Source organism: Microbispora corallina (assembly GCF_016863035.1).
Classification (GTDB): Bacteria; Actinomycetota; Actinomycetes; order Streptosporangiales; family Streptosporangiaceae; genus Microbispora; species Microbispora corallina.
Genome location: NZ_BOOC01000036.1, coordinates 25,256 through 43,831, shown reverse-complemented (window position 1 = coordinate 43,831; position 18,576 = coordinate 25,256). Strand labels below are relative to the sequence as shown.

Annotated in this window: 14 protein-coding genes and 1 tRNA gene; 12 read left to right on the top strand and 3 right to left on the bottom strand. The window is 69.3% G+C overall.

Going from position 1 to position 18,576, the window contains the following annotated elements:
* Positions 1 to 10 precede the first annotated feature (10 nt).
* From dnaA to Mco01_RS30705, 9 genes are all read left to right on the top strand, one after another.
* Entirely contained in the window at positions 11 to 1,561 is a 1,551-nt protein-coding gene (dnaA, locus tag Mco01_RS30745) for a chromosomal replication initiator protein DnaA (RefSeq protein ID WP_204060358.1), read from the top strand.
* Positions 1,562 to 2,085: 524 nt separating this feature from the next.
* The gene (gene dnaN / locus Mco01_RS30740) at positions 2,086 to 3,225 is read left to right on the top strand and encodes a DNA polymerase III subunit beta (protein WP_204060357.1); all 1,140 of its coding nucleotides are present in this window, start codon (positions 2,086 to 2,088) and stop codon (positions 3,223 to 3,225) included.
* Positions 3,226 to 3,328: 103 nt separating this feature from the next.
* Positions 3,329 to 4,273 carry a phosphogluconate dehydrogenase (NAD(+)-dependent, decarboxylating) gene (gene gnd, locus Mco01_RS30735; RefSeq protein WP_204060356.1) on the top strand — a complete coding sequence of 315 codons (945 nt, stop codon included), beginning with the start codon at positions 3,329 to 3,331 and terminating at the stop codon, positions 4,271 to 4,273.
* Positions 4,274 to 4,432: 159 nt separating this feature from the next.
* Positions 4,433 to 5,629, top strand: coding sequence for a DNA replication/repair protein RecF (gene recF, locus Mco01_RS30730; protein WP_204060355.1), 1,197 nt, complete (start codon positions 4,433 to 4,435; stop codon positions 5,627 to 5,629).
* The gene (locus tag Mco01_RS30725; protein WP_307825700.1) at positions 5,619 to 6,149 is read left to right on the top strand and encodes a DciA family protein; all 531 of its coding nucleotides are present in this window, start codon (positions 5,619 to 5,621) and stop codon (positions 6,147 to 6,149) included. Before recF ends, Mco01_RS30725 begins: the two co-directional genes overlap by 11 nt.
* A gap of 333 nt (positions 6,150 to 6,482) precedes the next feature.
* On the top strand, positions 6,483 to 8,429 hold the full coding sequence (gene gyrB / locus Mco01_RS30720) for a DNA topoisomerase (ATP-hydrolyzing) subunit B (protein ID WP_239104019.1): 1,947 nt from the start codon (positions 6,483 to 6,485) through the stop codon (positions 8,427 to 8,429).
* Between the two features lie 25 nt (positions 8,430 to 8,454).
* A complete protein-coding gene (gene gyrA / locus Mco01_RS30715; protein WP_204060353.1) occupies positions 8,455 to 10,959 on the top strand; it encodes a DNA gyrase subunit A in 2,505 nt (834 codons plus the stop codon).
* Positions 10,960 to 11,090: 131 nt separating this feature from the next.
* Entirely contained in the window at positions 11,091 to 12,113 is a 1,023-nt protein-coding gene (locus tag Mco01_RS30710) for a DUF3566 domain-containing protein (RefSeq protein WP_239104018.1), read from the top strand.
* A gap of 187 nt (positions 12,114 to 12,300) precedes the next feature.
* Positions 12,301 to 12,377: transfer RNA gene (locus Mco01_RS30705), tRNA-Ile, on the top strand.
* A gap of 211 nt (positions 12,378 to 12,588) precedes the next feature.
* Here Mco01_RS30705 and Mco01_RS30700 read toward each other — a convergent pair.
* A complete protein-coding gene (locus Mco01_RS30700; protein WP_204060352.1) occupies positions 12,589 to 13,167 on the bottom strand; it encodes a cupin domain-containing protein in 579 nt (192 codons plus the stop codon).
* Positions 13,168 to 13,242: 75 nt separating this feature from the next.
* On the opposite strand from Mco01_RS30700, the gene Mco01_RS30695 reads away from it, so the two are divergent.
* Both Mco01_RS30695 and Mco01_RS30690 read left to right on the top strand, forming a co-directional pair.
* The gene (locus tag Mco01_RS30695; RefSeq protein ID WP_204060351.1) at positions 13,243 to 13,752 is read left to right on the top strand and encodes a MarR family winged helix-turn-helix transcriptional regulator; all 510 of its coding nucleotides are present in this window, start codon (positions 13,243 to 13,245) and stop codon (positions 13,750 to 13,752) included.
* Between the two features lie 746 nt (positions 13,753 to 14,498).
* Positions 14,499 to 14,759 (top strand): helix-turn-helix domain-containing protein, encoded by a 261-nt coding sequence (locus tag Mco01_RS30690; protein ID WP_204060408.1) that lies wholly within the window; start codon positions 14,499 to 14,501, stop codon positions 14,757 to 14,759.
* 164 nt (positions 14,760 to 14,923) lie between these two features.
* Here Mco01_RS30690 and Mco01_RS30685 read toward each other — a convergent pair whose 3' ends face one another.
* On the bottom strand, positions 14,924 to 15,130 hold the full coding sequence (locus Mco01_RS30685) for a cold-shock protein (RefSeq protein WP_036324202.1): 207 nt from the start codon (positions 15,128 to 15,130) through the stop codon (positions 14,924 to 14,926).
* Positions 15,131 to 15,535: 405 nt separating this feature from the next.
* Here Mco01_RS30685 and Mco01_RS30680 point away from each other — a divergent pair, with 405 nt between their 5' ends.
* The gene (locus tag Mco01_RS30680; RefSeq protein ID WP_204060350.1) at positions 15,536 to 16,078 is read left to right on the top strand and encodes an STAS domain-containing protein; all 543 of its coding nucleotides are present in this window, start codon (positions 15,536 to 15,538) and stop codon (positions 16,076 to 16,078) included.
* Between the two features lie 288 nt (positions 16,079 to 16,366).
* Here the strand turns inward: Mco01_RS30680 and Mco01_RS30675 are convergent, their stop codons facing one another.
* Positions 16,367 to 18,535 carry an amylo-alpha-1,6-glucosidase gene (locus Mco01_RS30675; RefSeq protein ID WP_204060349.1) on the bottom strand — a complete coding sequence of 723 codons (2,169 nt, stop codon included), beginning with the start codon at positions 18,533 to 18,535 and terminating at the stop codon, positions 16,367 to 16,369.
* Positions 18,536 to 18,576 lie beyond the last annotated feature (41 nt).

Below are 18,576 nucleotides of genomic sequence, written 5' to 3'. Positions count from 1 at the left end.
GGGCCGAGCCATGGAAGGCGTCGATCTCAACGCTGTATGGGCTCGGGCGCTCGGGACCCTGCTCGACGAGGGCGTCTCGGGACAGCAGCGCGCGTTCCTCCAGATGACGCAGCCCTCCGGCCTGATCAACGACACGATCCTGCTGGCCGCGCCCAACGACTTCGCCAAGGAGGTCCTGGAGGTACGGCTGCGCCCGCTGATCGTGCACGCGCTGTCCCAGGAGCTCGGCCGTCCGGTTCGGATCGCCGTGATGGTGGACCCGAGCGCGTCGGGCCAGGCCGCCGACCAGCGGCCCTCGTCCACGGATTATCCACAGCATCGTCCCCAGGCCCAGGGGTTCGCGTTAGGCGACGAGGGGCCGGTTCAGCATGATTCGGGACCCAACGGCGGCCCGCAATATCCACAGCATCCCCAGCAGCCGCCGCGGCCCGGTGGATACTCCCCTGAGCCGCCGCCCGCGCCCAAGCCGGAGCCCGCGCAGAACCGCTGGGACGCCCGCGGCGGACGGACCGGCGGCGGCGAGCCGGCGCGGCTCAACGCCAAGTACACCTTCGAGACCTTCGTCATCGGCGCGAGCAACCGCTTCGCCCACGCAGCGGCCGTCGCGGTGGCCGAGGCGCCCGCCAAGGCGTACAACCCGCTGTTCATCTACGGCGACTCCGGGCTGGGGAAGACCCACCTGCTGCACGCGATCGGCCACTACGCGCAGAGCCTGTACGACGGCGCCCGGGTGCGGTACGTGAGCTCCGAGGAGTTCACCAACGACTTCATCAACTCCATCCGCGACCACAAGGCCGACGGGTTCCGCTCCCGGTACCGCGCGGTCGACATCCTCCTTGTGGACGACATCCAGTTCCTTGAGGGCAAGGAGCAGACGCAGGAGGAGTTCTTCCACACCTTCAACACCCTCCACAACGCCAGCAAGCAGATCGTCATCTCCAGCGACCGCGCGCCGAAGCAGCTGGTCACGCTGGAGGACCGGCTCCGCAACCGGTTCGAGTGGGGTCTGATCACAGACGTCCAGCCGCCCGAGCTGGAGACCCGCATCGCGATCCTGCGCAAGAAGGCGATCCAGGAGGGCCTGGCCGCGCCGCCCGACGTGCTGGAGTACATCGCCAGCCGCATCGCCACCAACATCCGCGAGCTGGAGGGGGCGCTGATCCGGGTCACCGCGTTCGCCAGCCTCAACCGGCAGTCTGTGGACATCCAGCTCGCCGAGATCGTCCTCAAGGACCTGATCAGCGAGGACGCGAGCCCCGAGATCACCATCTCCCTCATCATGTCCACGACCGCGGAGTACTTCGGGGTCTCCCTGGACGACCTGTGCGGGGGCTCCCGCTCGCGGGCACTGGTGACGGCCCGTCAGATCGCGATGTACCTGGCCCGCGAGCTCACCGACCTGTCGCTGCCGAAGATCGGACAGCAGTTCGGCGGCCGCGACCACACCACGGTCATGCACGCCGAGCGCAAGATCCGGTCTCTCATGGCCGAGCGCCGGTCGATGTACAACCAGGTCAACGAGTTGACGACGCGCGTAAAGCAGCGCGCGCGCAACACGTGATACACAGCCTGTGGATATCTCTGTGGATCAGAACCGGATGCCCGTGACGCGGCCATCCGGTCGTCACCACTCAATCAGCTCCCGGAAATAGGCCGCGCCGGCATGGGGACGAACATGGGGAAAGCCTGGGGACGGCTTGGGGAAGACCCGTGGACGACCTGGGGACGCCCTGTGGGATCTCGTCACAGCACCCCCAAAGGCCTCTTCTTTCCCGTGGACAACCGGTGGAAACATCGTGGATTACTCGTGGACGAAGGCCTGCTCTCCTGGGGAACGGGTGTGGGGACGGCCGCGAACCTCACAGGCCACAGGGGGCGCATCCACCCCGTCCCCACACCGGCGGTGGATGAAAGTCGCCGCCTGACCTGCGAAGATGCTCGACATCCACATATCCACCGCCCCTAATGAGATGACCTATATCTCTCTCTCCAAAGAACCGAAGAACCATAGAAGGGTTCTCCACGCGCCCAGGTGCGGGAGAGTGAACACTTGACGATGCAGCGACACCCAGGAGGCTGATCCCCGTGATGTTCCGGATCGAGCGCGACGTGCTCGCCGAAGCCGTGGCGTGGACGGCGCGGAGCCTTCCGGCCCGTCCGTCGGTGCCGGTCCTCGCCGGCATGCGGCTCGAGGTGACCGACGACCAGCAGCTGAAGCTGTCGGGCTTCGACTACGAGGTCTCCGCCGAGGTGACCCTCGACCTGCAGACGGGCGACCCGGGTGTGGTGCTCGTCAGCGGCAAGCTCCTCGCCGAGATCACCCGCGCCCTGCCCGCGCAGCCGGTCGAGCTGGTGGTGGACGGCGCCAAGGCCGTCGTCACGTGCGGCAGCGCGCGGTTCACCCTGTTGACGATGCCTGTGGAGGACTACCCCTCCCTGCCGGCCATGCCGCCGGCCGCGGGCCGGGTCGGCAGCGACGTGTTCGCCTCCGCCGTCGGCCAGGTGGCCGTCGCGGCGGGCAAGGACGACACGCTGCCCATGCTCACGGGCGTCCGCATGGAGATCGAGGGCGACACGGTCACGCTGGCCGCCACCGACCGCTACCGCCTGGCCGTGCGGGAGCTGAAGTGGCAGCCTGAGCAGCCCGACTTCCAGGCGATCGCCATGATCCCCGGCCGTACGCTCGCGGACACGGCCAAGGCGCTCGGCGGCACCGGCGCGGAGGTGGAGATCGCGCTCAGCTCGGCCGGCGGCACCGGCGAGGGGATGATCGGGTTCTCCAGCGCGGGCCGGCGGACCACGACGCGGCTCCTCGACCCCGAGTTCCCCAAGTACCGTTCGCTGCTGCCCACCGAGTTCTCCGCGCGGGCCGATCTGTCCACAGGGTCGTTCGTCGAGGCGGTCAAGCGCGTCGCGCTGGTGGCCGAGCGGAACACGCCGGTGCGGCTGGCCTTCCGGGGCGGCGAGGTCGTCCTGGAGGCGGGCAGCGGCGACGAGGCCCAGGCGGTGGAGGCGCTGCCGGTGGAGTTCGACGGCGACGAGATCAACATCGCGTTCAACCACCAGTTCCTCCTGGAGGGGCTGGGGGCGATCGACTCCGACGTGGCACGCCTGCAGTTCACCACGCCGACCAAGCCGGCCATCCTCACCGGCGGCAAGCCTGTGGACGACGGGGTCACGGAGGACTACCGATACCTGATCATGCCCATCCGCCTGTCCAGCTGACGGCCCCGGACAACCCCGGGCGTACCATCTCCCGTTGGCATGGACCCTCTATGTGCGGGTACGCGTGCCTCGTGGTCGAGTGAGATGTTGAGGGGTGGCTCCAATGCAGATCGGGATGATCGGGCTCGGCAAGATGGGCGGGAACATGGCCCAGCGCCTCCGCCGGGGCGGTCACGACGTGGTGGGGTACGACCGCGACCCCGCCATCAGTGACGTCGGGAGCCTGAAGGAGCTCGTCGACCGGCTCGAGGCGCCGCGTGCCGTCTGGGTGATGGTCCCGGCCGGGCAGCCGACCCGCGCCACCGTCGACCAGCTCCGCGACCTGCTGTCCGAGGGCGACATCGTGATCGACGGCGGCAACTCGCACTACAAGGACGACCAGCGGCACGCCGCCGACCTGGCCGCGCGGGGCCTCGGCTTCGTCGACGTCGGTGTCAGCGGCGGCGTCTGGGGCATCGACTACGGCTACGCGCTCATGGTGGGCGGCGAGGACGCCCACGTCCAGCGGCTCATGCCGATCTTCGACACGCTGAAGCCCGAGGGCGAGGACGGCTTCGTCCACGCCGGCGGGGTCGGCGCCGGCCACTTCGCGAAGATGGTCCACAACGGCATCGAGTACGGCATGATGCAGGCCTTCGCCGAGGGCTGGGAGCTGCTGGAGGCCAGCGACGCCGTCACCGACGTCCCCGGGACGTTCAAGAGCTGGCGGCACGGCACGGTCATCCGCTCGTGGCTGCTGGACCTGCTCGTCCGCGCGCTGGAGGCGGACCCCGACCTCGCCGAGCTCAAGGGCTACGCGGAGGACTCGGGCGAGGGCCGGTGGACGGTCCAGGCGGCCGTGGACCACGCGGTCCCGCTGCCGGCCATCACGGCGTCCCTGTACGCCCGCTTCGCGTCCCGCCAGACCGACTCCCCGGCCATGAAGATGGTCGCGGCCCTGCGCAACCAGTTCGGCGGCCACGCGGTCGCCTCGGTCGAGGGCCAGAAGGCGAAGGGCGCCGACTCCCCGGGCGCGGACGTCACCCCGCCCGCCGAAGCCGAGCGCTGACCCGGTCACCGTCTCAGGGGCCGGAGGCGTCCGCCGGGGATTTCCACAGCCTGTGGACGGCCATGTGCGGGGCGCGGGTCCGCTCGCGGGACGTGCCGTGGGCGGGTCTGCCCGCCTTCGGCACACGGGGCCCGGGCGGCGGGTACTAGCCTTGCGGGCGTGCACGTGGCCAGCCTGTCCCTCACCGACTTCCGGTCCTACCCGGGCGTCGAGATCGAGCTGGAGCCGGGGACGACCGCCTTCGTCGGGCCGAACGGGCAGGGCAAGACCAACCTCGTCGAGGCCCTGGGGTACGTGGCCACGCACTCGAGCCACCGGGTCGCCACCGACGCCCCGCTCGTACGGCACGGCGCGCAGCGCGCGGTCGTCCGCGCCCTCGTGGTCAGGGACGACCGCCGCGCGCTGATCGAGCTGGAGATCAACCCGGGCCGGGCCAACCGGGCCAGGGTCAACCGCTCCCCCGTCTCCCGGCCGCGCGACGCCCTCGGCCTGCTGCGGACCGTGCTGTTCGCCCCCGAGGACCTGGCCCTGGTGAAGGGCGACCCGTCCGAGCGGCGGCGCTTCCTGGACGAGCTGCTGGTGGCCCGCGCCCCCCGCTACGCGGGCGTGCGGGCCGACTACGAGCGCGTGCTCAAGCAGCGCAACGCCCTGCTGCGCACGGCGGCCGCGACGCGGGCCGGGCGCAGGCGCGGTCCCCGCAGGCAGGACGACGAGGCGGCGTTCGCCTCCGCCGGCGCGGGCGACCCGCTGACCACACTGGAGGTCTGGGACGCCCACCTCGTGCGACACGGCGCGGAGCTGCTCGCGGGGCGGCTCGAGCTTGTCGAGGCGCTGCGCCCGCTGGCCGCCAAGGCGTACGCCACCCTGGCCCCCTCGTCCGGACTGGCCGACCTGGAGTACCGCGGATCGGACGAGAGCACGTTGTCCACAGATATCCCCAACCTGGGGACAAACCGGGAAGCCCTTGCCGAACGCCTCAGAGCGGCCCTCGCCGAGGTCCGGCAGGCGGAGCTGGAGCGGGGCGTCACGCTGGTCGGCCCGCACCGCGACGACCTGCTGCTGCGGCTGGGCGAGCTGCCGGCACGCGGCTACGCCAGCCACGGCGAGTCGTGGTCGTTCGCCCTGGCCCTGCGGCTCGCGGCCTACGACCTGCTCCGTTCGGACGGCGGCGACCCCGTGCTCATCCTCGACGACGTGTTCGCCGAGCTCGACAGCCAGCGCCGCAGGCGGCTCACCGAGATCGTCGCCCCGGCCGAGCAGGTGCTCATCACCGCCGCCGTCCCGGACGACGTCCCGCCGGAGCTCGCCGGCGCCCGGTTCGACGTGCGCGAAGGGAGTGTGACCCGTGTCCGCTGAATCCACAGGCGGTGGACAGTCCCCGGACGGCGCGACGGCCCGCGGCGCGGCCATGGCCCGCGAGAAGCTGGCCCAGGCGAAGGCCGACGCGGTCCGGCGCGGCCAGCTCCCCCGGTCCGAGCCGCGCCGCCGGTCCGGCTCCGGCGCTCCCCGCAGGGATTCCGGCGACCCGTTGCCGTTCGGGAAGGCGATCCGCGACCTGCTCGCCGACCGGGGCTGGGAGCAGCCGGTCGCGGTGGGCGGGGTGTTCGGCCGCTGGCACGACATCGTGGGCCCCGACCTCGCCGCGCACACCGTCCCCGAGAGCTTCGAGGACGGCGAGGTGATCGTGGCCGCCGACTCCACGGCCTGGGCGACGCAGGTGCGGCTGCTGGCGTCGACGCTGGTCAAGCGGCTGAACGAGGAGCTGGGCCCGGGTACGGTCACACGGGTGAAGGTGCGCGGGCCGAACGCCGGTCCCCGGCAGGGAGGCGGCCTGCGGGTCCGCGGCAGCCAGGGACCCGGCGACACCTACGGGTGACGGGCCCAGCCGTACGGAACGGAGGGGTCGTGCGAGCCGAACCGGCCCAAAATCGCGCCTGACGCGACGACCCCCGCCCCGCGTGGGGGAGACTCAAAACCATGATCGTCGCGTGACAGGGCATCACAGCGCCCGTGAATGCCACCTGAGGTCCGCCGGAACGGTAGAATGAATGCGGACTCAAGGACACGTCCGGTTTGCGTCACCCCCGGCCTCGCGGGCCGATTTCCCCCGGGTGATCGCATCGGGGCACTCACGACGGTGACGGGCATGGCAGGGGCAGCCAATCCACGGTGTCCCCCGCCGCGTGTCCGCGGCAGGAGGATTTCGCACTTGTCCTACGACGCTAGCTCAATCACCGTTCTCGAAGGCCTGGAAGCGGTCCGCAAGCGCCCCGGCATGTACATCGGCTCCACCGGTGAGCGCGGCCTGCACCACCTGGTCCAGGAGATCGTGGACAACGCGGTCGACGAGGCGCTGGCCGGCTACAACGACCTGATCGAGGTCACCCTGCTCGCCGACGGCGGCGTGCGCGTGATGGACCACGGACGCGGCATCCCCGTGGGCATCGTCGCCGCCGAGGGCAGGCCCGCCGTCGAGGTCGTCTTCACCGTCCTGCACGCCGGCGGCAAGTTCGACAGCAAGTCGTACGCCGTCTCCGGCGGTCTGCACGGCGTGGGCGCCTCGGTCGTCAACGCGCTGTCGTCGCGCCTGGAGGTCGAGGTCCGCACCGACGGCCACGTCTGGCGGCAGAAGTACGTCCTGGCCAAGCCGACGGGGCCGCTGGAGAAGGGCGAGCCGACCGACGACCACGGCACGACGATCAGCTTCTGGCCCGACCCGGACATCTTCGAGACGACCACCTGGAACTTCGAGACGCTGTCGCGCCGCTTCCAGGAGATGGCCTTCCTCAACAAGGGCCTCACCATCAAGATCACCGACGAGCGGCCCGACCACGTCATCGAGGGCGAGCCCAAGGTGGTGACGTACCACTACGAGGGCGGCCTGTCCGACTTCGTCAAGCACCTGAACTCCAAGAAGGAGGCCATCCACAGCTCGGTGGTCGACTTCGAGGAGCACGGCGACGGCATCTCGGTCGAGATCGCGATGCAGTGGAACGCCTCCTACTCCGAGTCGGTCTACACGTTCGCCAACACGATCAACACGGCCGAGGGCGGCACCCACGAGGAGGGCTTCCGCGCGGCGCTGACGACGATCGTCAACCGCTACGCGCGCGAGCAGAAGTTCCTCAAGGAGGGCAAGGACGACAACCTCACCGGCGACGACGTCCGTGAGGGCCTCGCGGCGATCATCTCGGTGAAGCTGTCCGACCCGCAGTTCGAGGGCCAGACCAAGACCAAGCTGGGCAACACCGAGGCGAAGTCGTTCGTCCAGAAGGCGTGCAACGACCACCTGCGCGACTGGTTCGAGCGCAACCCGGGCGAGGCCAAGGAGATCATCAACAAGTCGCTCCAGGCCTCCCGCGCCCGGATCGCGGCCCGCCAGGCGCGCGACCTCACCCGGCGCAAGTCGCTGCTGGAGAGCGGCAGCGGCCTGCCCGGCAAGCTGGCCGACTGCCAGTGGTCCGAGCCCGAGAAGTGCGAGCTGTTCATCGTCGAGGGCGACTCGGCCGGCGGCTCCGCCAAGGGCGGCCGCGACCCGAAGTTCCAGGCGATCCTGCCCATCCGCGGCAAGATCCTGAACGTCGAGAAGGCGCGGATCGACAAGGTCCTCAAGAACAACGAGGTCCAGGCGCTGATCACGGCTCTCGGCACCGGCGTGCACGACGAGTTCGACATCCAGAAGCTGCGCTACCACAAGCTGATCCTGATGGCCGACGCCGACGTCGACGGCCAGCACATCACGACGCTGCTGCTGACGCTGCTGTTCCGCTTCATGCGGCCGCTGATCGAGGCCGGCCACGTCTACCTCTCCCAGCCCCCGCTGTACAAGATCAAGTGGGACCGCAAGGGCGAGGACGCCTCCTACGCGTACTCCGATCGGGAGCGCGACGCGATCATCGAGGACGGCGTCGGCCGCGGCCGGCGCGACCCCCGCCTCCACGACGGCGTGCAGCGCTTCAAGGGTCTCGGCGAGATGAACCCCTCGCAGCTGTGGGAGACCACGATGAACCCCGAAACCCGGGTGCTCCGGCAGGTCACCCTCGACGACGCCGCCCAGGCCGACGATCTGTTCAGCGTGCTGATGGGCGAGGACGTCGAGGCGCGCAGGAATTTCATCATCACCAACGCCCGCGACGTCCGATTCCTCGACGTCTGAGCAGGGATAGGCAAAAGGACTCTTCGTGACGGAAGTAAACACTCCGCCCGGACCACCACCGGCCGAGCGCGTCGAACCGGTCGACATCCAGTCCGAGATGCAGCGCAGCTACATGGACTACGCGATGTCCGTCATCGTGTCCCGCGCGCTGCCGGACGTCCGCGACGGGCTCAAGCCGGTGCACCGCCGCGTGCTGTACGCCATGTTCGACGGCGGCTACCGTCCCGACCGCGGATACTTCAAGTGCTCGCGCATCGTCGGCGACGTCATGGGCTCCTACCACCCCCACGGCGACGCCTCGATCTACGACACGGTCGTACGGCTCGCGCAGCCCTGGTCGCTGCGCTACCCGCTGGTCGACGGGCAGGGCAACTTCGGCTCGCCGGGCAACGACCCGCCGGCCGCGATGCGGTACACCGAGAGCCGCCTGGCGCAGATCGCCATGGAGATGCTCCGGGACATCGACAAGGAGACCGTCGACTTCCAGCCCAACTACGACGGGCGCTCCCAGGAGCCGGTGGTCCTGCCGTCGCGCTTCCCGAACCTGCTGGTCAACGGCTCGGCGGGCATCGCGGTGGGCATGGCGACCAACATCCCGCCGCACAACCTGCGGGAGGTCGGCGAGGCCGTACGGTGGGCCCTGGAGAACCTCGAGGCGAGCGACGAGGAGATGCTCGAGGGGCTGATGGCCCGGGTCAAGGGCCCGGACTTCCCCACGGGCGCGCTGATCGTCGGCCGCCGCGGCATCGAGGACGCCTACAGGACCGGCCGCGGCTCGATCATCATGCGGGCCGTCGTCGAGGTCGAGGAGGACCCCAAGGGGCGGCAGTGCCTGGTCGTCACGGCCCTGCCGTACCAGGTCAACCCGGACAACCTGGCCCTGACGATCGCCGAGCTCGTGCGCGAGGGCAAGGTGACCGGCATCGCGGACGTCCGTGACGAGACGTCCTCGCGCACCGGCCAGCGGCTCGTGATCGTGCTCAAGCGCGACGCCGTCGCCAAGGTCGTGCTGAACAACCTGTACAAGCACACCCAGCTGCAGACCACCTTCGGCGCCAACATGATCGCCCTGGTGGACGGGGTGCCGCGGACGCTCCGGCTCGACCAGTTCGTCCGCTACTACATCGAGCACCAGATCGAGGTCGTCGTCAGGCGAACCCGGTTCCTGCTGCGCAAGGCCGAGGAGCGCGCTCACATCCTGCGCGCTCTTCTGAAGGCCCTCGACCGGCTCGACGACGTGATCAACCTGATCCGCCGGTCGGCGTCCGCGGCCGAGGCCCAGGGCGGCCTCATGACGCTGCTGGAGATCGACCAGGTCCAGGCGCAGGCCATCCTCGACATGCAGCTGCGCAAGCTGGCCGCCCTGGAGCGTCAGCAGATCCAGGACGAGTACGACGGCCTGATGACGCAGATCGCCGACTACCAGGACATCCTGGCCTCTCCGTCGCGGCAGCGGCGCATCGTCTCCGACGAGCTCGGCGAGATCATCTCCAGGTTCGGCGACGACCGGGTGACGGAGATCACGGCCTACGAGGGCGACATGTCCATGGAGGACCTGATCGCCGAGGAGGACGTCGTCGTCACGATCACCCGTGGCGGCTACGCCAAGCGGACGAGCACCGACCTCTACCGGGCGCAGAAGCGCGGCGGCAAGGGGGTCCGGGGCGCGCAGCTACGCCAGGACGACATCGTCGAGCACTTCTTCGTCACCACGACCCACCACTACCTGCTGGCCTTCACCAACAAGGGCCGGGTCTACCGCTTCAAGGCGTACGAGCTGCCGGACGCCGGCCGCGACGCCCGCGGGCAGCACCTGGCCAACCTGCTGGCCATGCAGCCCGACGAGCACGTGATGGAGATCCTGGACCTGCGGGACTACTCGGTCGCGCCGTACCTGGTGCTGGCCACCCGCAGCGGCCTGGTGAAGAAGACACGGCTGGGCGAGTACGATTCGCCGCGGTCCGGTGGCCTCATCGCGATCAATCTGCGCGAGGATGACGAGGTGATCGCCGCACGTCTCGTCTCCGAGGGCGATGATCTGCTGCTCGTGTCCAAGAACGCGCAGTCGATCCGCTTCACCGCCTCCGACGAGGCGCTGCGCCCGATGGGCCGTGCCACCAGTGGCGTCATCGGGATGCGGTTCCTCGACGGCGACGAGCTCCTGGCGATGAACGTGATCCGCGACGGGGAAGACGTGTTAATCGCCACGGAGGGCGGGTACGCGAAGCGCACTCCCGCCGAGCAGTACCCGGTGCAGGGCCGGGGCGGCAAGGGAGTGCTGACGGCGAAGATCGTCAGCGCACGTGGGAAGCTGGTGGGAGCCGTCATGGTGCGTCCCGAGGACGAGGTCTTCGCGATCACCTCTGCCGGCGGCGTGATCCGGACGAGCGCCGGCGAGATCAAACAGTCGGGACGCCAGACCATGGGCGTGCGCTTGATGAACCTCGCCGACGGTGACAGCGTTGTTGCCCTCGCTCGCAACGCGGAGGCGTTGGAGACCGAGGAGAACGGGGCAGGAGACGAGGCATGAGCGACACCGGCAGGCCGCGGACGTCCGGCGCGCCCAAGAAGAAACCGTCCGGGGCCGCCCGCCCGGCGTCGTCGTCATCCATGAGGGACGGCGTTACCGCCCGGGTGCAGGATGACGGTAGCGTCCCCAAGGTGGCTTCCGAGGAGAACGACACGGCCGCAGACACGGCGAAGCCGGAGGAGACCGTCCGCATCCGGACGTCCGCCGGCGACCAGCCGTGGAAGCAGCAGCCGGCCAAGGACGGGGACAAGCCGGGCGACGCCAAGCCGGTGACCGGCGCCGAGCCGACGGCGCCGTTCAGCAAGCCGGCCACCGCCCGGAGCACCACGACGTCGTCGACGACGTCCACCACCTCCGCGTCGGCCTCCTCACCGTCGGCCTCGTCGGCGTCGGCGGCGGGCACACGTCCGGCGCCGGGGTCCTCGTCGTCCCCGGCCGCCCGGCCGTCGTCCTCGTCCTCGTCGTCCTCGTCCTCGTCCTCGTCTTCGGCCGTCCGGCCGGGGGCGGGCACGTCGTCCTCGGCCGCGCGTCCGGCGACGGGCTCCGCGTCCGCGCGGCCGTCGTCCGCGACCTCGCCGGTCTCCTCCGCGTCCGCCTCCACCCCGTCCGTCGCCTCGGCTCGGGCGGCGGCCGCCGCTCCCGGGGCGCCGGCCCGCCCGTCCACCGTGGACGGCGCGCCGGTGGACGGCGCGGTCCACGGCCTCAGCTTCGGCACGGCCGAGCGCACCGGCAAGAAGAACGATTCGGGCAAGGACAGGAAGGCCGGCGTCCGCGCCCCCCGCAAGGCCCACCTCGTCCTGCGCCGCATCGAGCCGTGGTCGGCCATGAAGTTCAGCTTCGTCGTGGCGCTCGTCTGCTTCGTCGTGCTGTTCGTGGCTGTCGCCGTCCTGTACGGCGTCCTGTCGGCCCTCGGCGTGTTCTCGTCCATCACCGACGCCGTCACCCAGCTCACGACGGGCGACGGCGGCAAGGCGTCCACAGCGCTGGATATCAGCGGCTGGTTCGACCCGGTCCGCATCCTCGGGTACACGGCCCTGCTCGGCGCTCTCAACGTCGTGCTCATCACGGCCCTGTCCACGCTGGGCGCGGTGATCTACAACGTGTCCGCCGACCTCGTGGGCGGCGTCGAGGTCACCTTCAGCGAGGCCGAGTAGTCTCCCGTACGGCTGCCGCCCACCCGGGCGGCGGCCGTACCGGTGGGCCGGGTTCCTCGCTTCCGGTGGGCCGCGCGCCCGCCGCCGGTGGGCGGCGCGAGCACCGGAGGGACACGGTAAGCTTTACCTCGATCGGTCGGCGATTCGCCTCCGGAAAACGGATGCGGTAACGTTCGATGCGCGTCGCGGGGCTATAGCTCAGTCGGTTAGAGCGCTTCCCTGATAAGGAAGAGGTCCCAGGTTCAAGTCCTGGTAGCCCCACCACAAATCACCAGCTCAGAGGCCAGTTCCCAAGATTCGGGACCTGGCCTTTTGATCATTTGTTAGCCGTTCGTTAGCGGGCCAGCCCTGACCAGGCGGAGTAGGAGAAGCCGAACCGCCTCGCGTCCTCACGCATGGTGCGGGTCCCCGCGAGCTTGGTGGTGGCCACTGGCCAGCGTCGAGATCGCGAGCACGATCGACAGGATGACGGCCGTCACGTCCACCGGGTGTCTCCGTCCCTGTCCTGGCCCGGAGTCGCATCGTCATTCGGCGGCAGGACGAGCAGGCGGCTCTCTGCTTCGGCACCCCGGAAGTGGCGCCAGACCGCGCTGTGGTGGAAGTGGTTGTCGTAGAGGTCCTGTGCGTCGAGGATCTCCTGTGGGCTCGCCTCGCCCCGGCGGACTAGATCCCCCAGCCGGAAGTAGCCGAATCGCTCAGCGCCCGGCTTGAAGATCACCATGTCGACGCCAGTGTGCGCGGGGGTACTGAACGCGTGCGGAGTCCGAGGCGGCACGAGCAGGAAGTCGCCCGTCCCCACGGTGACGACATGCTCCCCGGTCAGGACGTGCAGGCCGCCGTCGATGATGTAGAAGATCTCGGCTGCCTCGTTGTGGTAATGCGGCGGCGGCCCATCGGTGTTCTTGCCGATCTTGCTACGGATCGCGCTGACCAGTCCGCTCGTGGTCTCAGCGTCCGCCAGCAACTCCAGCGTGTTCGGGAACTCGCCGAGGACCTCGGCCTCGCCCGCCCTTACCAGCACCGCCCGAGCGTCGTTGGGATCGATCACTGTCACTGTCACTCCTTCACAGTAGTTCGCTCCACGATAGTACGCCTGCTAACTATTTTCTGTCGAATAGAATCACCCGACATGACGGCAGAGGCGAACCCGGAACCCGACGACGCGATCGACGTGATCCTTACGCAGTGGCGGCGCGAACGCCCTGACCTGGACCTTTCGGCCATGGGTTTCCTGGGCCGCCTCTCGCTGCTCACCCGCGCCGTGGAAACCCAGGTGGATGACATGCTCGCGAGTCACGGCCTCGGGCGTGGGGAGTTCGACGTGCTCGCCGCCCTACGCCGCTCGGGTCCGCCGTACACCCAGATCCCCTCGGAACTGTCGGCAGCCCTGATGATGTCGCGCGCGGGCATGACCAGCCGCCTGGACCGCCTGGAGTCCGCCGGCCTACTGCAGCGAAACCTCGACCCCGCCGACCGCCGCAGCTTCCGCGTCACGCTGACCGACCAAGGCCGCGCGATCATCGACGCCACACTCACCGACCACGCGGCCACCCTCAACCGCCTGATCTCCGGCCTCGCCCCCGAGGACGTCGCCACGATGACGCGCATCCTTCGCACCATGCTGGACACCGTCACCTGACAACCACCACGCCAGCGCCACGATCCCCCTCAGGTCCGCCCCCAAGCGCGGCGACCCAGGCGGCAACCGCCACGAGCGTGTTGGCGGCGTTCCCGCTGGAGGCGCCGCCAGAAGGCTGCCGCGCCCGACACCGAAAATCTATGTTCGCCGCAGTAGACAATTGTGGCCGCTGGGGCTACAGTTTCTCGCATCGTAAGGAACGGTTCGGCCGGGCGGCGGAAGTACTGGCACCACGATGAACTGCCCGGAGCAAGACGAAGTTGGAAGTTGATAGCAGAAGGTCGGACGTGACGGGCCAGCGCAGTGTTTAGGGGCCCTGATCGTGGACGCGCTGCCGCAGGTGAAGCCGGACAGTGGTCCGGAAAGAGAGATGAAGGGAGTGTTGACGCCATCAGGATCGCCCGTAGCCGGCTGAGTCTCGCCGCTCGGGTACCGCAGTTCCACAGATTGGAAGGTGGTCTACGGTCACGCATCCGCGATCCCCGCACCCCCGCCGCTCAGTACGGCGGATGCGGAAAACAATGAGCCGGCCAGATGGCCGGTAGATGGTGTTGAACTCTTCGGGGCCCCGGCGCGACAGGTGCCGGGGCCCCCTGTGCGCGTGATGGAAGGAATGTATGGATCAATCTCGCTCGGCTGCCGGGGATGACACACTCGCTCACGGCAAGACTGCGGACACGGCCGGCTTCAGGGCCGAAGACCGGTTCGAGGATCGGTTCGACGATGAGGACTACCCCGCCTACAGCATGGGCGCGGCCGCGGAGATGCTCGGTGTCAGCCCCGCGTTCCTGCGGGCTCTGGGCGCCGCGAAACTGATCGAGCCGCAACGCTCCAGCGGCGGCCATCGCCGCTACTCCCGCTACCAACTGCGATTGGCCGCGCGCGCCCGGGAACTCGTCGATCAGGGCACTCCTGTGGAAGCCGCCTGCCGGATCATCATCTTGGAAGATCAGCTCGCCGAGGCGCTGCGCATCAACAACGCGCGCGACCGCCCGGCCGGACACTAGCACCGGCGGTAAAAGACCCGGCAGCGTGAAGCTGACCGGGTCTTGGAACCGGCTGTGGTTGACATCTGCTGCCGCCGATTCTCGTGCAGCAGCGATGCGGTAGCCGGAAACGAATCAGGGCCCGCACCTGTGGAGGTGTGAGCCCTGATACGTGGCGCTATTTGTCAGGCGGGAACGATGTTCTCGGCCTGAGGGCCCTTCTGACCCTGGGTGACATCGAAGGCCACCCTCTGACCATCGCGCAGCTCGCGGTAGCCGCCCTGAGAGATGATGTTCGAGTAGTGCGCGAAGACGTCGGCGCCGCCGCCGTCCTGCTCGATGAAGCCGAAGCCCTTTTCAGCGTTGAACCACTTCACGGTGCCAGAAGCCATGTTGATCTCCTCTTGATAGGCGTAGCCGAAATCCGCACTGTCGCGAATTTCGCGTTGCCGCGATAGGCCCACACCCGGAGAAGACCGGAAAACAAAAAAATGCACCTGAGGCTACATACCGTCAGGTGCACACAAGTTCATTATGGGTACCACAACTGCAACTGCTTCTAACCTAGCACACGTGAGGCGTGGTACTGCCTGAGGCCCCTGCTGGGGCTCTTCGCGACCTGCGACGGCCTGTGGGTACCCGGAGACCTTCCGAGCACTGTTCACCGGGCCAGGCTCGGCGAGAACTCCACCCTCCGCCTGATCGTCGCGGCGGGGCGATCAGCACCGCGGCCGCCTACGGTTCCGAGCTGCGCGGGGGTGATTACCCGGGAGTCGAAGGCCCCCGCCGGAGGCGTGATGCGGCGAGCGGTGGGTAGTGGTGCGCATCTGCATCACGGTGACGAGCGCCTCGCGTTGGCCGATGTCGCCGTACCTTGGTTCTCTGGGGACCGGGCTGTATGGCGGTGGCGCTCTGCGGGTTGGGAGGCGGTGATCGCGGTGCCTCCTGAGGGGATCGTGTTCGACGTGGATCGCGGCGCCTGTGGCAAGTGGGCGGTCGTTCACGTCACGGGAGATCTCGATTGGACGAGGTCTGCCAGTCTGCTCGACACGGTTGAACGCCTGTGGGATCACCTCCGCGAGGGTTGTTTGATTCTGGGCCTCGGCCCGCTGCGCTTCTGCGACTCCTCCGGGATCAGTCAGTTGATCAAGGTGTTTCGGAGATGCCAGGAGCACCGCATCCGATTGAATTTGGCTGCTCCACCGGCTTTTCTCCGGCGCCTCCTCAACACGACCGGCCTGATCCAGTTGTTCGAGATACAGGAGACGTTGGAGCAGGCTTTAAGAGATCTGAACGGCTGGGAGCCTGACGCGAACGCGGCCCCCGCTCCTTCGATCTGAGTCGGGAGCGGGGGCCGTCCAGCACCTGATGGCGGCGGTGCGGTGCTGTCAGTTTTGCCGTGCCAGGCCCCGGGGGTTCCTGATGACGGGGGCCAGAGCCTGCAGCGCGCTCAGGCGGCCGTGTCCAGGCGCGCGCGCAGTTCCCGGGGAGTACCAGGGCTGCGCCTGCCAGGGTCGCCTGCGCCGGACTGATCGTGTTCCTAGGCGTCCCGAACCACCGGCCTCTGCCCCGGCCCAAGGAGCACCGTCAGTGGTCTGCCCTGGCCGACCGGCCGTACGTGTCGTCGTTCACGGCTCGTCCGTGAAATGGTCCTGGTGGCTGACGATCGTGCTGATCGATGGGCGGGGCGCGCAGTGCACCTCGATCTCCGGGGGCAGCCCGCTCAACTTGGTCTCGCCACTGCCCCACACCACGAGGTTGACCCGGCCACCGGCCAGCGGTAACCCCGTGATCCTCAGCTCGCCGAACTCCTCCGGCAGCACGGGGGCCACCCACAGCCGGCCGTACGGGATCCAGGGGTCGAAGCGCAGCAGCGATCGCAGGATTTGAACGGGGCTCGCCGCCGCCCAAGCCTGGGGGGAGCACGACGTGGGATAGGGCACCGGGATGGGGAACTCCTTCCTGCCGAACCCGCAGAAGAGCTCGGGGAGCCGCCCGCCGAACGCCTCCGCCGCGTCCAGCAGACCCATGGCCACCCGCTGCGCCTCGGCGACGAACCCGTAGCGCATCAGGCCCGACACGATCAGGGCGTTGTCGTGCGGCCACACCGATCCGTTGTGGTAGCTCATCGGGTTGTAGGCGCCCATCGACGAAGCGAGCGTGCGGACGCCGAACCCGGTGAACATCTCCTCCGACAGCAGGTGCCAGGCGACGTACTCCGCCTTGTCCTCGTCCGCGATGCCGGTCCACAGGCAGTGGCCCATGTTGGAGGCCACGCTGTCGATCGGCCTGCCCTCGCCGTCCAGCCCGATCGCGTAACAGCCCCGCTCCGGAAGCCAGAAGAGCTCGTTGAACATGCGGCGGAGAGAGCACGCCCGTTCCGTGTAACGGCGCTCGGTCTCGTGGTCGCCCGCCTCGTGCGCGAAGTGGCTGCGCGCGATGTAGGCCGCGTAGACGTAGCCCTGCGCCTCCGCCAGGGCGACGGGCGCGCGGGCCAGGGACCCGTCGGCGAAGTTCACTCCGTCGAAGGAGTCCTTCCAGCCCTGGTTGACCAGGCCCTTGTCGGTCTTGCGGCGGTACCAGAGCAACCCCTCGATCGGGCCCGAGCGCTCGCCGTACTCCTCGATCCACGACAGCGCCGCGTCGGCGTGCGGCAGGAGTTCCTCGACGGCCTCGCGATGGATGCCCCAGCGGCGCAGCTCACCGAGGAGCACGACGTACAGCGGGGTGGCGTCGACCGAGCCGTAGTAGCAGGCGGCGCCATGGGGGGAGACGCTCGACCGCGCGCCGAACCGCAGCTCGTGCGGGATCTTCCCGGGCTCCTCCTCCGACAGCGGGTCGACCTTCGTGCCCTGGAGCCTGGCCAGGCGGCGCAGCGTGCCGAGCGCCGGCGACTGGTCGAGCGGCAGCGCCATCCACGAGGTCAGCAGTGAGTCGCGGCCGAACAACGTCATGAACCACGGCGCGCCGGCGGCGATCGTGGGCGGCTCGTCCGGGGGCCCGGGCTCGTACAGGCGCAGCGACCCCAGGTCCTCCTTCGACCTCCGGAGTGTCCTGGCCAGCCCCGGATGATCCGTGACCACGTACGGGCCGTGCCGCTGCCAGGCCGCCAGGCGCACCGCGGGCCCGGCGTACTCGACGGGATGGTGCGTGGAGAACCACGCCTGCGTCTCCTCACCGTCGATGATCGGATTCACCTGGAGGGCCGCCCTCCACTCCCCCCGGGCCGGCACGGTCACGCGGAAGCCGAGCAGTCCGGGAACGGCCAGCGCGTCGGCGGTCCTGATGACGGCGCCGCGAGCGCGGCTCGGCGAGTAGACACGCAGGCTCGCCCCCTCGGGCACCAGGTCGACGTCGGGGACGTGCCGGACCCGGTTGATCTTCACCTCGAACAGGTCGGCGACGTCGGAGCCGATGTGGACGTCCACCACGCAGCCGGCGGGCTCGTCGGAGAGGTTGCGCAGCAGCAGGTCCTCGCGCAGGCCGCCGCCGACGTACCGGTCCCGCACCACCATCAAGGTGCTCTCCGCCCGGCCCGGCCTCGGCGGCGTACGGCCGAGGAACGCGGCGTGGTACGGCTCGCCCGCCAGCACCTGGAGCGGCTCGATCGGCACGTCGTCCACCCGCAGCTCCCAGCGGGACAGCAGCCGGGTGTCGGCGTGGTAGACGCCCTGCGGGCCGCCGGGCAGGATGTCGCCGTTCCAGGAGGAGACGCAGAACGAGCTCCCCTCCACGAGCGTTACGGTGCCGGCGCCCAGAGCGGCCGGCTGTCCCTCGAACGTCCACGCGTTCGTCATACGATCCCTCCCCCGAACGGCGGGTCGGCTGGAACCCTGCT

Bases quoted from the DNA above. Each gene is read 5' to 3' on its own strand.
- dnaA (WP_204060358.1), top strand. From the start codon at position 11: ATGGAAGGCGTCGATCTCAACGCTGTATGGGCTCGGGCGCTCGGGACC.
- gnd (WP_204060356.1), top strand. From the start codon at position 3,329: ATGCAGATCGGGATGATCGGGCTCGGCAAGATGGGCGGGAACATGGCC.
- Mco01_RS30695 (WP_204060351.1), top strand. From the start codon at position 13,243: ATGACGGCAGAGGCGAACCCGGAACCCGACGACGCGATCGACGTGATC.
- Mco01_RS30690 (WP_204060408.1), top strand. From the start codon at position 14,499: ATGGGCGCGGCCGCGGAGATGCTCGGTGTCAGCCCCGCGTTCCTGCGG.
- Mco01_RS30685 (WP_036324202.1), bottom strand. From the start codon at position 15,130: ATGGCTTCTGGCACCGTGAAGTGGTTCAACGCTGAAAAGGGCTTCGGC.
- Mco01_RS30680 (WP_204060350.1), top strand. From the start codon at position 15,536: ATGCGGCGAGCGGTGGGTAGTGGTGCGCATCTGCATCACGGTGACGAG.
- Mco01_RS30675 (WP_204060349.1), bottom strand. From the start codon at position 18,535: ATGACGAACGCGTGGACGTTCGAGGGACAGCCGGCCGCTCTGGGCGCC.